11 protein-coding genes and 1 pseudogene are annotated in these 13,508 nt (G+C 76.8%); 8 read left to right on the top strand and 4 right to left on the bottom strand.

The genetic code is table 11. The features are described from left to right. Positions 1 to 5 precede the first annotated feature (5 nt). Both AC02VZ_RS08695 and AC02VZ_RS08690 read right to left on the bottom strand, forming a co-directional pair. A complete protein-coding gene (locus tag AC02VZ_RS08695; RefSeq protein ID WP_432056073.1) occupies positions 6 to 704 on the bottom strand; it encodes a gamma-glutamyl-gamma-aminobutyrate hydrolase family protein in 699 nt (232 codons plus the stop codon). A 433-nt stretch (positions 705 to 1,137) separates the two neighbouring features. Next, entirely contained in the window at positions 1,138 to 1,872 is a 735-nt protein-coding gene (locus AC02VZ_RS08690) for a FadR/GntR family transcriptional regulator (protein ID WP_476475012.1), read from the bottom strand. 84 nt (positions 1,873 to 1,956) lie between these two features. Here AC02VZ_RS08690 and AC02VZ_RS08685 point away from each other — a divergent pair, with 84 nt between their 5' ends. From AC02VZ_RS08685 to AC02VZ_RS08665, 5 genes and pseudogenes are all read left to right on the top strand, one after another. Further along, positions 1,957 to 3,327 (top strand): glutamine synthetase family protein, encoded by a 1,371-nt coding sequence (locus tag AC02VZ_RS08685; RefSeq protein ID WP_432056075.1) that lies wholly within the window; start codon positions 1,957 to 1,959, stop codon positions 3,325 to 3,327. Positions 3,328 to 3,337: 10 nt separating this feature from the next. Next, positions 3,338 to 4,711, top strand: coding sequence for an aldehyde dehydrogenase family protein (locus AC02VZ_RS08680; protein ID WP_476475011.1), 1,374 nt, complete (start codon positions 3,338 to 3,340; stop codon positions 4,709 to 4,711). Positions 4,712 to 4,717: 6 nt separating this feature from the next. Then, positions 4,718 to 5,500 carry a 3-oxoacyl-ACP reductase gene (locus tag AC02VZ_RS08675; RefSeq protein ID WP_476475010.1) on the top strand — a complete coding sequence of 261 codons (783 nt, stop codon included), beginning with the start codon at positions 4,718 to 4,720 and terminating at the stop codon, positions 5,498 to 5,500. A 66-nt stretch (positions 5,501 to 5,566) separates the two neighbouring features. Beyond that, positions 5,567 to 5,665 (top strand): annotated as a pseudogene (locus tag AC02VZ_RS08670) (DUF2510 domain-containing protein); the annotation flags it as partial. 261 nt (positions 5,666 to 5,926) lie between these two features. After that, a complete protein-coding gene (locus AC02VZ_RS08665; protein WP_476475032.1) occupies positions 5,927 to 6,787 on the top strand; it encodes a DUF2510 domain-containing protein in 861 nt (286 codons plus the stop codon). 50 nt (positions 6,788 to 6,837) lie between these two features. Here AC02VZ_RS08665 and AC02VZ_RS08660 read toward each other — a convergent pair whose 3' ends face one another. Beyond that, complete coding sequence (locus tag AC02VZ_RS08660) at positions 6,838 to 8,040, bottom strand: amino acid deaminase/aldolase (protein WP_476475009.1); 1,203 nt, start codon at positions 8,038 to 8,040, stop codon at positions 6,838 to 6,840. A 613-nt stretch (positions 8,041 to 8,653) separates the two neighbouring features. On the opposite strand from AC02VZ_RS08660, the gene AC02VZ_RS08655 reads away from it, so the two are divergent. Beyond that, positions 8,654 to 10,177 (top strand): hypothetical protein, encoded by a 1,524-nt coding sequence (locus tag AC02VZ_RS08655; protein WP_476475008.1) that lies wholly within the window; start codon positions 8,654 to 8,656, stop codon positions 10,175 to 10,177. Further along, complete coding sequence (mycP, locus tag AC02VZ_RS08650) at positions 10,174 to 11,358, top strand: type VII secretion-associated serine protease mycosin (RefSeq protein WP_476475007.1); 1,185 nt, start codon at positions 10,174 to 10,176, stop codon at positions 11,356 to 11,358. Before AC02VZ_RS08655 ends, mycP begins: the two co-directional genes overlap by 4 nt. 249 nt (positions 11,359 to 11,607) lie before the next feature. On the opposite strand, the gene AC02VZ_RS08645 is transcribed toward mycP, so the two are convergent. Beyond that, positions 11,608 to 12,345: a serine hydrolase gene (locus tag AC02VZ_RS08645; protein WP_476475006.1), complete on the bottom strand. Its 738-nt coding sequence runs from the start codon at positions 12,343 to 12,345 to the stop codon at positions 11,608 to 11,610. Between the two features lie 302 nt (positions 12,346 to 12,647). On the opposite strand from AC02VZ_RS08645, the gene AC02VZ_RS08640 reads away from it, so the two are divergent. Next, entirely contained in the window at positions 12,648 to 13,379 is a 732-nt protein-coding gene (locus tag AC02VZ_RS08640) for an SseB family protein (protein WP_432056082.1), read from the top strand. Positions 13,380 to 13,508 lie beyond the last annotated feature (129 nt).

The following is a 13,508-nucleotide window of genomic DNA, read 5'->3' as shown; positions in this document are numbered from 1 at the left end:
GGGGCTCACGCCGGGACGCGCTCCGCGGCCGCCCGCGTCAGCCCGCGCAGCACCCGCAGGTCCTCGCCCATCTCCGGATGCCACTGCACGCCCAGCACCCAGGCGGGCCCGGGCAGTTCGACCGCCTCCACGGTGCCGTCCGCCGCGTGGGCCGACGGGACCAGGCCCCGGCCGAGGCGGTCCACCGCCTGGTGGTGGAAGGACGGGACGGAACTCCGCTCCGGCACCAGCCCGGCGTAGCGGGTGCCCGGCACCGGGGTCACCGGGTGGCGGCCGAAGGCGCCCGGCGCGCCCGCGTGTCCGTCGACGTGCTGGACCAGGGTGCCGCCGAGGGCGACGTTCAGCAGCTGCATGCCCCGGCAGATGCCCAGCAGCGGGATGCGCCGGTCCAGGGCGGCCCGGATCAGCGCGAGCTCCCAGGCGTCCCGGGCCCGGGCGGGCGGTCCGGTGCGCGGGTCCGGCTCGGCGCCGTAGTGGACCGGCTCGACGTCCGGGCCGCCCGCGATCACCAGACCGTCGACGCGGGCGACGGCCGCCGCCGCCCGCTCGGGCGCGTCCGGCGGGAGCATCGCCACCAGTGCGCCCGCCCGCTGGACCACCAGCGGGTACCCGGCCGGCAGCAGGGCCGCGTCGAGCTGCCACGCGCCCCAGCGCACCCCCGGCTCCGCGTACGTGCTGATGCCGATCAGCGGCGCGTCCGCCATGCTGCGTCCTTCCGTCCCCGCACCGGCCCGGCCCCTGGGTCCGCTCGGCGCTCGTCCCGTCCGGTACCACTCTGCCTCGGCCCCCGCCGGTGCCGCGATCTCCTCTTCCGGGCTCCCGGAGGATCCCCGGACGCGGTGACGGACGCACGGCGCCGGCCAGGGAGCGTGCTGGGGCAGACCATCGGAGCAGCAGACCATGCGGGGACGGGCAGGCGAGGGGAATGGAGCGGATCCAGACCTTTGTGGGTCGTGCCCTCACACCCTCGTGGCGCGGACGCCGGGAGCGCAAGCCCTCGCGTCACACCGCGGTGAGCGCCGGGTCGCGGGGCGTCGCACCCCTCGCGTCCCCTCAGCCCTCCCACAGGCCCCGCACAGGCCCCGCACAGCCCCCACAGGCCCCCGCACGAGGGCTCACCGGCCCGCACCGGCCCTCTCACGCCAGGAAGCCCCGCAGCAGCGCGGCCGTCCCCGCGCAGTGCTCGCGCATCACCTCGCGCGCCCCGTCCGCGTCCCCCGCCAGCACCGCCTCGACCAGCGCGATGTGCTGCGCCTGCGAGTGCTCCAGGTTGCGCACCAGCAGCGGGATGCAGTCCAGCAGGTCGTTCACCGTGGCCCGCACGGCCGCGTACTGCGCCGTGAGCGTCGGCGAGCCGGACAGTTCCGCCAGCGTCAGGTGGAACAGCGTGTCCAGGCGCCGGTACGCGGACAGCGGGGCGTCCCGGGTGCCGGCCAGGGCCCCGCGCAACCGCGCCGCCCGCTCCTCGGTCAGCCCGTGCGCCGCGCACAGCCCCGCCGCCCCCACCTCCAGCACCTCGCGGAAGCGCAGCACGTCCTCGATGTCCACCCCCGCGATCCGCCGCCGCAGCTCCCCCTCGCCGGTGTCGGTCGGCCGGGGCAGCACGAAGGTGCCGCCGTAGCGGCCCCGCCGGGACTCCACCAGGCCCTGGTCCTGGAGCACCTTCAGCACCTCGCGCAACGTCACCCGGCTGATCCCCAGCCGCTCCGCCAGCTCCCGCTCCGCCGGCAGCCGCTCCCCACCCGCCACCAGGCCCAGGCGCACCACCTGCAGGATCTGCTCCAGCGCCTCCTCGAAGCCGTTGCCCGCGCGCACCGGCCGCAGCACCGGCGCCAGGCGGTCCCCGACCGTTCCGGCCGACTCCTCCCGCATGCCGTCGCGCCCCCTTCCCAAGCAATGGTTCCGGGCCATACCTTATGGCTCCCGGCCCGCCGAAGCAGCCGAAGGAGCTCCCCCGTGGCAGACCGCACCCCACCCCTCGGCGTCGAGGAGCTGCGCGCCCTCGTCGCGAGCGGTGAGATCGACACCGTCGTCCTGGCCTTCCCCGACATGCAGGGGCGGCTCCAGGGCAAGCGGTTCGCCGCCCGCTTCTTCCTCGACGAGGTGCTCCGGCACGGCACCGAGGGCTGCAACTACCTGCTCGCCGTCGACGCCGACATGAACACCGTCGACGGCTACGCCATGTCCTCCTGGGAGACGGGATACGGCGACTTCGCCATGTTCCCCGACCTGGACACGCTGCGCCGCCTGCCCTGGAACGAGGGCACCGCCCTGGCCGTCGCCGACCTGGCGTGGGCCGACGGCGCCCCGGTCGTCGCCGCGCCCCGGCAGATCCTGCGCCGCCAGCTCGACCGCCTCGCCGCGCTCGGCCACACTGCCCTGGTCGGTACCGAGCTGGAGTTCATCGTCTTCCGCGACACCTACGAACAGGCCTGGGACGCGGGCTACCGGGGGCTCACCCCGGCCAACCGGTACAACGTCGACTACTCGGTGCTCGGCACCGGCCGCATCGAACCGCTGCTGCGCCGTATCCGCAACGAGATGGCCGGGGCCGGACTCGTCGTCGAGTCCGCCAAGGGCGAGTGCAACCCCGGCCAGCACGAGATCACCTTCCGCTACGACGAGGCCCTGGTCACCTGCGACCAGCACGCCGTCTACAAGACCGGCGCCAAGGAGATCGCCGCCCAGGAGGGCGTGTCGATCACCTTCATGGCCAAGTACAACGAGCGCGAGGGCAACTCCTGCCACATCCACCTCTCGCTCGCCGACGCCGACGGGCGCAGCCTGATGCCCGCCTCCGCCGAGGACCCCGAGGCCATGTCGGACGTCATGCGCCACTTCCTGGCCGGCCAACTGGTCGCCCTGCGCGAGTTCTCCCTCCTCTTCGCCCCGCACATCAACTCCTACAAGCGGTTCCAGCGGGGCTCCTTCGCCCCCACCGCCGTGGCCTGGGGACGGGACAACCGCACCTGCGCCCTGCGCGTGGTCGGCCACGGCCCGTCCCTGCGCTTCGAGAACCGCCTCCCCGGCGGCGACGTCAACCCCCACCTCGCCGTCGCGGGCATGGTCGCCGCCGGACTGCACGGCATCGAGCAGCGGCTGGAACCGCCCGAGCCCTGCACCGGCAACGCCTACACCGCCGACCACGAACGCGTCCCCACCACCCTGCGCGAGGCCGCCGAACTGTGGGAGACCAGCGCCCTCGCCAAGGCCGCCTTCGGTGACGACGTCGTCGCCCACTACCTGAACATGGCCCGGGTCGAGGTGGACGCCTTCGACGCCGCGGTCACCGACTGGGAACTGCGCCGCTCCTTCGAACGCATGTGAGGCCGACACCGTGTCCCACGACTCCACCGAGCTCCGGGTCGCCAACCCCGCCACCGAGGAGGTGATCGCCACCGTCGAAGCCGTCGGCCCCGCCGGTGTGGACACCGCCGTGCGGCGCGCCACCCGCGCCCAGACCGCCTGGGCCGCCCTCCCGCCCGGCGACCGGGCCCGGCTGCTGCGCCGGTTCGCCGCCACCGTCGACGCCCACGTCGAGGAACTGGCCCGGCTGGAGGTCCGCGAGGCCGGACACACCCTCGGCAACGCCCGCTGGGAGGCGGCCAACGTCCGCGACCTGCTCGACTACGCGGCCGGGGGAGTGGAGCGCCTGACGGGCCGGCAGATCCCGGTCGCCGGCGGCGTCGACGTCACCTTCCCCGAACCCCTCGGCGTCGTCGGCGTCATCGCCCCGTGGAACTTCCCCCTGCCCGTCGCCGCCTGGGGGACCGCCCCCGCGCTCGCCGCAGGCAACGCCGTCCTCCTCAAACCCGCCGAGGCCACCCCCCTCACCGCACTGCGGCTGGCCGGACTCGCCCTGGAGTCGGGACTTCCCGAGGACCTGCTCCAGGTGCTGCCCGGACACGGGCCCGTCACCGGCAACGCCCTCGTCGAGCACCCCGGCGTCGCCAAGATCGTCTTCACCGGCTCGACCGACGTCGGCAGACGGGTGTGGGCCAGGGGCGCGGACCACCTCAAGCGCGTCACCCTCGAACTCGGCGGCAAGAGCCCCAACCTCGTCTTCGCCGACGCCGACCTGGAAGCCGCCGCGGCCGCCGCCCCCCTGTCCTTCCTCGACAACGCCGGACAGGACTGCTGCGCCCGCTCCCGCATCCTCGTCCAGCGCTCCGTGCACGACCGGTTCCTGGACCTCCTCGCCCCTCACATCGAGGCCGTGCGGGTGGGCGACCCGGCCGACGAGAGCGTGGACATGGGCCCGCTCATCTCCCGCGCCCAGCTGGACCGCGTCCGCGGGTACGTCCCCGACGGTCTCGACGGCATCCGCGGCACGGCCCCCGACGGCCCCGGCCACTGGTTCCCGCCCACCGCGCTCACCGGCGTCGCACCGGACGCCCGGGTGGCCGTCGAGGAGGTCTTCGGCCCCGTCGCCGTCGTCCTGCCCTTCGACGACGAGAACGACGCCGTCCGCCTGGCCAACGCCACCGACTACGGCCTCGCCGGCTCGATCTGGACCCGTGACGTCGGCCGCGCCCTGCGCGTCTCCCGCGCCGTCCGCGCCGGGAACCTCTCCGTCAACTCCCACTCCAGCGTGCGCTACTGGACCCCCTTCGGCGGCTTCAAGCAGTCCGGCGTCGGGCGCGAACTGGGCCCGGACGCGCTGGCCGCCTTCACCGAGACCAAGAACGTCTTCATCAGCACGGAGGCCTGAGCGCACATGAGCGAAGAAGTCATCTGCCGACGCCTCGTCGGCCGCACCGCCGTCGTCACCGGCGCCGGCAGCGGTATCGGCCGGGCCGCCGCCCGACGGCTCGCCTCCGAGGGCGCGCACGTGGTCTGCGCCGACGTCGACCAGGCGAGCGGCAGGGAGACCGCCGAGGAGACCGGCGGCCTCCACGTCACCGTGGACGTCACCGACCCCGACCAGGTCGACGCCCTGTTCCGGACCGCCCGTGACACCTACGGCAGCGTCGACGTGGCCTTCAACAACGCCGGCATCTCACCGCCGGACGACGACTCCATCCTGGAGACCGGCCTGGACGCCTGGAAGCGGGTCCAGGAGGTCAACCTCACCTCCGTCTACCTCTGCTGCAAGGCCGCCATCCCCCACATGCGCCGCCAGGGCCGCGGCTCCATCATCAACACCGCCTCCTTCGTGGCCCGGATGGGCGCGGCCACCAGCCAGATCTCCTACACCGCCTCCAAGGGCGGCGTGCTCGCCCTGTCCCGCGAGCTCGGCGTGCAGTTCGCCCGCGAGGGCATCCGCGTCAACGCCCTGTGCCCCGGCCCCGTCAACACCCCGCTGCTGCGGGAGCTGTTCGCCAAGGACCCGGAACGCGCCGCCCGCCGCCTGGTGCACATCCCGCTGGGCCGGTTCGCCGAGGCCGAGGAGATCGCCGCCGCCGTCGCGTTCCTCGCCAGCGACGACTCCTCCTTCGTCAACGCCACCGACTTCCTGGTGGACGGCGGGATCTCGGGCGCGTACGTCACCCCGCTGTAGCGGGCGTGCGTCACACCCGCCGGGGTCCGGTCGTCGCCGTCCCGCCGGCCGCCCTACAGTGCCGGAATGAGCCTGACGCCCCCACCCGGCTGGTACCCCGACCCGCACGCCCCGCACCTGGAACGCTGGTGGGACGGCACCGCCTGGACCGACCACCGGCGCACCCCCGGGGCGGCCGGGACACCCGGGACGGCGGGGGCGTCCGGTCCGCAGGCGGCTCCGGGCACCTTCGGACCGCCGGACGCATTCGGGCCCGCGGACACGTTCGGGCCGGCCGGAACCACCGGCGGCCCGGTGCCGCCGTCGCCCCCGGGCATCCCCGGCGCTGACGGCGCTGACGGCGCTGACGGCGCTGACGGCGCTCACGGCGTGCCCGGGGTGCCCGGTGGCCCGGCGGGAGCGGGCGGCGCGGGTGGTCACGGCGGCGTGGGCGGAACCGCCGGACCGGCCGGGACGTTCGGCCCGGGGCACCCGGTCGGGACGGGTGCTCCCGGCGCTCCCCCCGGCGGCCCCGGCGGGCGGGGCCGCGCCAAGGTGGTCGCCGTCGTCATGGCAGCCGCCGTGCTCGTCACGGCGATCGTCACCGGAGTGGTGCTGCTGCGCGAGGACGACGGCCGGACCGAGGTCCGGACCGGGCCCACCAGCCCCACCGCCGCCACCCCGCCGAGCGGGCCCCCGTCGTCGGCGTCCCCCTCCGGCCCGGAGCCCTCCGGGGACGCCCCGGCCGTCGTCGAGGACCAGCTCAACGGCATCACGTTCCCGCTGCTCGACGGCTGGGTCCGCCCCCGGCACATCGCCGAGGACGACGTCGTCATGACCACCGACGGCACCTACGACTGCCCCGGCGAGGGCAGCGTCTGCCGCCACGGCCTCGTCATCTCCCGCACCGTGACCGGCAACGACGAGACCTCCCCCGAGCGGCTCGCCAAGGAGGACATCTCCGAGGCGGCCGACGACGCCTACGACCGCGACCTGATCGGCAACCGCCCCTACGGCGGCATCACGTCCCGCACCACGGTGAAGTCCGGCCCCGTCGCGGTCGCGGGCCGCGCCGGCTACCTCGTGCGCTGGCGCGTGAAGACGGCCGAGGGGCCGGGCGGGTACGTGCAGTCGATGGTCTTCCCCTCCAGCGTCGGCACGGAGTCCCCGGTCCTCGTCCGGTACGTCATCGACGCCGGCGAGGACGCGCCGCCCCTGGCCGACATGGACCGCATCACCCGCGGCATCCGCTCGGCCGGCGGCGGGTCCGGCGGCGGGGTGGGCAGCAGCATCGGCCCCGCGGACTGACCTCTCATGCGGTCAGCCGCCCGCACAGGAACGCCCAGCCCCCCGCCCTCTCACAGGAACGTCCGGCCCTCGCCCCGGTACGTGGGCACGGTGTCCGTCACGGTGTCGCCCTGGACCAGGTGCAGCGCGTCGAACCGCTCGCACAGCTCGCCCGCCTTGGCGTGCCGGAACCACACCGTGTCCCCGATCAGCAGGTCGTCGGCCGGCGACCCCAGCAGCGGCGTCTGCACCTCGCCGGCGCCCTCCTGCGGGTCGTAGCGCAGCCCCTGGGGCAGATGGGGCACCGGCAGCCGGTCGGGGCCGGGCGCGCCCGACGCCGGATAGCCCCCGCCCAGCACGGTCACCACACCGACCCCGGGCCGGCGCACGACGGGCAGCCCGAACAGCGCCGCCGGACGCCCGGTGAACGACGTGTAGTGGTCGAACAGCCGCGGCACGTACAGCCCCGACCCGGCCGCGACCTCGGTGACCGCGTCCTCGGCGGCCGTGTGCTGCACGCTGCCGGTGCCGCCGCCGTTGACGAACTCCACGTCCGGGGCGACCTCCCGCACCGCCCGCACCACCGCCGCGCGCCGCTCGGCCAGCTCCCGCCGGGCCGCGGACTGCATCAGCCGTACCGCCCGGGACCGCAGCGGCCGGCCCGCCACCGCGTCACCGACCCCGGCGACGTGCCCCTCGTACGCCATCAGGCCGACCACCCGGAACCCGGGGCGCCGCGCGACCGCCCGCGCCACCTCGGCGACCTCCGCGGGGGAGTGCAGCGGGGAACGCCGGGCGCCGACCCGCACCCGGCCGCCGAACAGCCGCAGCGACGTGTCGAGTTCCAGGCAGACCCGCACCACCTCGCCCCCGCCGGCCCGCGCCGCGTCGATGAGGTCCAGCTGGGCCGGGTCGTCCACCATCACGGTGACCGCCGAGGCCAGTTTCGGGTCGGCGGTGAGCTCGGCGTAACCGGCCCGGTCCGCCGAGGGGTAGGCGAGCAGCACGTCGTCGAAACCGGACCGGGCCAGCCACAGCGACTCGGCCAGGGTGAACGACATGACGCCCGCGAACCCCTCCCGGGCCAGCACCCGTTCGAGCAGCGCACGGCAGCGCACCGACTTGGAGGCCACCCGGACCGGCTTGCCGCCCGCCCGGCGCACCAGGTCGTCGGCGTTGGCGTCGAAGGCGTCCAGGTCCACGATCGCCAGAGGGGCGTCGAGGTGGGCGGTGGCCCGGTCGTAACGGGCCCGGTCGGAGGCGCGCGCAGTCATGAACGCAGCCTGCCAGACAGGATTACCGCAGGGTAGGGGGACGTTCCGGGCAGATGCCGCGGCTGCGCGGACTGGTTCCCGCCCGACCCGGATCACGCCGTAGAGTGACGCGCACGCCCGGACGGAGGACACCGGGCCCGGGCCGCGCCGGGATGACACCTCACCCGTGCGGGTATCTCTGCCCGGGACGACTCCGTGGCGGGTCCGGCAGCCGGACACCGGCCCGCGACGAGGACGCGAGCACGAGGAATCAGGGGGGTGCATGAGCACGGAAGCACCGCGCGCCTCCCACCCCCAGCGCCCCACGACCCCACCGCCCGCTCCGGCGGCGCCCCCGCGCCCGTCCCACCCCCCTCGAACCGAGGAGGGCCGTACCGCGCCCGGCGCGTCCGGTGACGCGTCCCGGCCCGGCACCGGTGGCCGCGGCCTGACCTCGGGCGGCGCCGGCGCCTTCGCCCCCCGCCGCCCCGCCGGCCCCCCGGCCGCCGCCGCTCCGCCCCCCGCCGCTCCGCCGGCCTCCGGCCCCGCGGACCGTCCGGCCCCCGGCGCGCCCGCCCCCGCCCCGGCCGCCACGACGGCCGGCTCCCCGGACGCCCCGCCTACCGGCGGCCCCTTGGCCCCCCGCACCCCCGGCGAACGGCCGGTCGCCTCGGTGCCCGGCGACACCGGCACCGCCACGGACCCCACCTCCGCGTCCGACACCCGCACCGGCTCCCGCACCCCGCACACCGGCCCCGCCGCGCCGTCCGGCGGGGGCGCCCCCGCCACGCCGCCCCCGCCGCGTGCCTCCGCCCGCTTCCCGGACGCCCCGCCGACCGTCGGCGACCTCCGCACCCCCGTGCCCCCCGCCCGCGAGCCGGACAGCGGCGACGGCACCCGCCGCGCCGACCGGGCCCCGTCCGTCGTCCCGCCCCGGCCGTCCCACCGCCCGGCGGATCCCGTGCACCGTCCGGCGGAACCCGCGCATCGCCCGGCGGATCCCGTGCACCGTCCGGCGGAACCCGCCGACCGCCCGCGGCGGCCCGCCGACCGCATGGGGGAGCGGTCCACCGGCCCCCGTCCCGGCGCTCCGGCCGAGAGGCCGTCGGAGACGACCACCCGCCTGCGCCCCGTCCCCACCGGACCGGCCCCGGCACCCGCCCCCCGGCCCGCAGGTCCCGGCACCCCCCGCACCGAGGACCGCACGGACGGGCCCCACCGCGCTCCCGGCCACCCGGACGCCCGCCCCGCCGGGCCGGGCCGCGCGCCGTACGGCTTCCCCGACCCGGCCCGGTCCTGGAGCGCCCCGACACCCCCCGGCACCCCGCCCGCCGAACGGCCGGTGGTGTCGTTCGGGCAGCCGGAGGGCTACGACGGGCAGGCACGGCCCCGGCTCCTCGGACGACGGCCCCGGCCGCAGGCCGTCGCCGCCGCCGTCTGCCTCGTCCTGGGCGTCGGACTCATCGGCGGCGCCGCCACGGGCAGTTGGCTCACCGGCGATCCCGCCGACAGCGACCGGCACGGCGGGTTCGCCTCCGCCGCCTCCCTCTGGCACAGCGTCCCGGTCGACGAACTGTTCCCGCCCACCCTCGAAGGCGAGGGAGCGGGCCCCGGCGACGCCGACCGCACCTGGACCCGGATCGCGGTGGCCCCCGACAGCGGCTGCAAAGGCGCCTTCGACCCGCTGCTGAGCAAGGTCCTCGGCCCCGTCGGCTGCGAACGCCTGCTGCGGGCCACCTACACCGACGCCACCCAGAGCCACGTCACCACGGTCGGGCTGCTGTTCACCACGGCCGACCCCGCGGGCATGACGTCCCTCGCCGCCCGCTTCGACCGGGAGGACCTCGACCGCCGCGCCGACCTGATGCCCCTGCCGTACGCGGCGAAGGGCACCGCGGCCGAGGACTTCGGCGCCCGGCAGCGGGCGGCCTGGACGGTCTCCGTGCTCACCGACGCCCCCGTCGTCGTCTACGCGGTCTCCGGCTGGGCCGACGGCCGCACCGTCGCCGCACCGCAGCCCGCCGAGCAGGCCACGGAGTCCGGCGCCACCGGCCCGGTCGCCCAGGCCGGCCTGGGCCACGAGGCGAAGGGCCTCGCCGACCGCGTCGAACGCGGCCTGCGGGGGCACGTCCGCACGGCCACGGAGCGACCGTCATGAACCCGTTCACCGTTCCCCGGCGCCGCACCGCCGCCCTCGCCGTCCTGCTGACCACCGCCCTCACCCTGCTGACGGCCGCCCCGGCGCGGGCCGACGGCATCCGCGCCCGACAGTGGGGCCTGGAGGCGATGAACACCCAGCAGGCGTGGCAGACCACCAAGGGCGCCGGCGTCACCGTCGCCGTGCTGGACACCGGCGTGGACGCCGACCACCCCGACCTGGCCGGCAACGTGGACCCCGGCAAGGACCTCGTCGGCTTCGGCGCCCGCCGCGGCGACCGCGCCTGGGCCCGTCACGGCACCGCCATGGCCGGGATCATCGCCGGGCACGGCCACGGCCCCGGCAACACCGAGGGCGTCATGGGCGTCGCGCCCGAGGCCCGCATCCTCCCCGTCCGCGTCATCCTGGAGGACGGCGACCCGTCCCGGTCCAAGGCCCGCAGCACCCGCGGCAGCGCCCTCGCCGAGGGCATCCGCTGGGCCGCCGACCGCGGGGCCGACGTCATCAACCTCTCCCTCGGCGACGACTCCGCCTCCGCGCACGCCGACTCCGGCGAGGACGAGGCCATCCAGTACGCCCTGAGCAAGGGCGTCGCCGTGGTCGCCTCGGCCGGCAACGGCGGCGAGAAGGGCGACCGGGTCTCCTACCCCGCCGCCTACCCCGGCGTGATCACCGCCACCGCCGTCGACCGCTACGGCACCCGTGCCGCCTTCTCCACCCGCCGCTGGTACGCCACGGTCAGCGCCCCCGGCGTCGACGTGATCATCGCCGACCCCGACCGCAAGTACTACGAGGGCTGGGGCACCAGCGCCGCCGCCGCCTTCGTCTCCGGCGCCGTCGCCCTGCTGCGCTCCGCCCACCCCGACCTGACCCCGGCCCAGCTCAAGACCCTCCTCGCGGACACCGCCCGCGACGCCCCCTCCGGCGGCCGCGACGACTCCCGGGGCTTCGGCTTCGTCGACCCGGCCGCCGCGCTGCGGGCGGCGGAACGCCTCACGCCCGAGGGACTGAAGCCCGCGTCCCACGGTGAGCGGTACTTCGGCTCCGGCCCGGACGGCGCTGCCTCCGACGAGGGCGCCACCGCATGGGCGGCCCCGCTGGCCGGCGGCGCGGGCGCGGTGCTCCTGGTGAGCGCCGTCGTCCTCTGGCGCGGCCGACGCCCGGACCCCGATCCCCACTGAGCCGGCCCGGACCCACTGAGCCGACCCGGACCCACTGAGCCGACCCGGACCCACTGAGCCCGCCCGGACCCACTGAGCAGATCCGGGTACCCCGACCGGGCGGGGCCCGGCCCACCGGCCCACCGGCCGGCCTTCCGCCTTCCCGACGGGACCCGGTCTGGAGCTCTCGGACGTCCGGACGCCCCAGCCGGTCCGCGCGCACTGCCCGGACGGCCCGCCCCTCCCTCCGCCTGCCCGGCCGGGGGCGGCTCACCGGCCGTCGTCCAGCAGGCCCCGCCCCGCCTCGCCCTCCACGGCCTGCCCCCGCCCGCCCGTCGCCGTGGCCCGCAGGGCCGTCACCGCCGCGCGCGCCGCGGCCTCCACCCGGGCGACGCCCTCCGCCCACGACGCGTTGCCGTCCGACAGCACCGCCAGCAGCACCTCGCGTCCCCCCGAGGTGACACGGCCGATGCTGTGCACCACCCACAGACCGGTCGCGTCCCGCGGCATCCAGCCGTTCTTCACCGCCCACGCGGATCCGTCCGCCACCACCGGCACCCCCCACGCCTGCTCGGGGACCACCTCCGCCATCAGCCGGCGCGCACCGGCCCGCGCCTCCTCGTCCAGCAGGCCCCGCCCCGCCTCGCCGTCCCGCCCGAGCAACTCCCGCAGCAGGACCAGCCGGTCCGCCGCCGTCGTCCGGGTCAGTCCCCAGTACCCGCCGGCGCCGCCCACCGTCTCCGTGAGCCCCAGGCGGGCGTTGGCCGCGTCCAGCCCGGCCGCCGAGCCGATCGTCCGCCACAGGGCCGACGCCGCCCCGTTGTCGCTGCGCACGATCATCGCCGCCGCCCGGGACCACTGCTCGGCGGTGAGTCCGCGTCCGGTGTCCCGCGCCCGCAGCAGCAGGGCCGCGAGGATGTCGGCCTTCACCACGCTCGCCGTGACGAACACCCCGTCCCCGGAGCGCACGCCCTCCCCGGTCACCGGGTCCAGGGCGGCGACCGACACCCGCGCCGGGCCCACCGCGTCCCGCCCGTCACTCCCACCCCCCGGCGGGGCCCCGGTCACCCCCACGGGGACCACCGGCCGAACGCCGTCCCCCGCCGCCTCCGGCCTCACCGCACTCACCGCCCGCCCCCGGTCGTCCCCGGTCGTCCCCGGTCGTCCCCGGTCGTCCGCCACGTCCTTCCCCCTTCCCCCCTGGCACCTGGTCCACCCGCACCCACCACATGGCGCGGGTCGCGTGGCCCCGCGGAACCGGCACCGCCCGCCGCGGAGCCCGTCCCGCGCGGCCGATAAGGTCGGTGACCGTGGCGAACAAGAACATTCCCGACCCCGGCTACCGCGACGACGACGGCTCCGCCGACCCCCGGCTGAGCGCGGCGCTCGCCGCCTGGGCCGAGGACCGCGAGGCCGTCGGCCCCGTGCTGGAGGCGCTCAAGGGCACCCGCCTGCTGGTGCCCGTCGTGGCCCTCCTCGGCGAGGTCGAGGAGGACGAGAACGGGCTGCGCCGCGAGAAGACCAGCGACATGGCGGTCCCCACCCTCAAGGCCGGGAACCGCACCGCGCTGCCCGCCTTCACCTCCACCGACTCGCTCGCCCGCTGGGACCCGGAGGCCCGCCCCGTCGCCGTCCCGCTGCACCAGGCGCTCCAGGCCGCCGCCCACGAGAAGGCCGACACCGTCGTCCTCGACGTGGCCGGGCCGGTGCCGTTCGAACTGACCGGCCACGCGCTGCTCGCGCTCGCCGAGGGGCGCACGACGACCGACCCGCTCGCCGACCCCGCGGTCACCGAGGCCGTCCGGGCGGCCGTCGCCGCCGAGCCCGCCGTCCTGTGTGCCCACCTCGGCCCGGGACAGGCGGACGGCACCCTCGCCCTCGTCCTCGACCCGGCCGCGTCCGTCGCCGAGGCCGCACGAGAGGTGGCGCAGCGGCTCGCGGCGGACGAGACACTCAGGGCCCGCCTGGTGCGCGGCCTCGACCTGGCCGTGCTGCCGGCCGGAGCGACGCCGCCGGGCGAGCCCCTGTACGTCCGGGCCTGACAGGGGCGGGCCGGATACCGGGAAGCACCGCGATCTGGAAGTACCGCGACCTGGAAGTACCGCGACCCGGAAGGGCCGCGGCCCGGAGGGCCGGGGACCGAGAGGGCCGGGTCCAGGACCCCGGTTCGG

It is taken from the genome of Streptomyces sp. 3-6 (genome assembly GCF_056323165.1).
The sequence above is the reverse complement of the archived record's forward strand: the minus strand, read 5'-3'. Positions and strand labels throughout refer to the sequence as shown.

Coding starts and splice junctions, on each gene's coding strand:
- AC02VZ_RS08695 (WP_432056073.1), bottom strand. CDS start 704: ATGGCGGACGCGCCGCTGATCGGCATCAGCACGTACGCGGAGCCGGGG.
- AC02VZ_RS08690 (WP_476475012.1), bottom strand. CDS start 1,872: ATGCGGGAGGAGTCGGCCGGAACGGTCGGGGACCGCCTGGCGCCGGTG.
- mycP (WP_476475007.1), top strand. CDS start 10,174: ATGAACCCGTTCACCGTTCCCCGGCGCCGCACCGCCGCCCTCGCCGTC.
- AC02VZ_RS08660 (WP_476475009.1), bottom strand. CDS start 8,040: ATGACTGCGCGCGCCTCCGACCGGGCCCGTTACGACCGGGCCACCGCC.
- AC02VZ_RS08675 (WP_476475010.1), top strand. CDS start 4,718: ATGAGCGAAGAAGTCATCTGCCGACGCCTCGTCGGCCGCACCGCCGTC.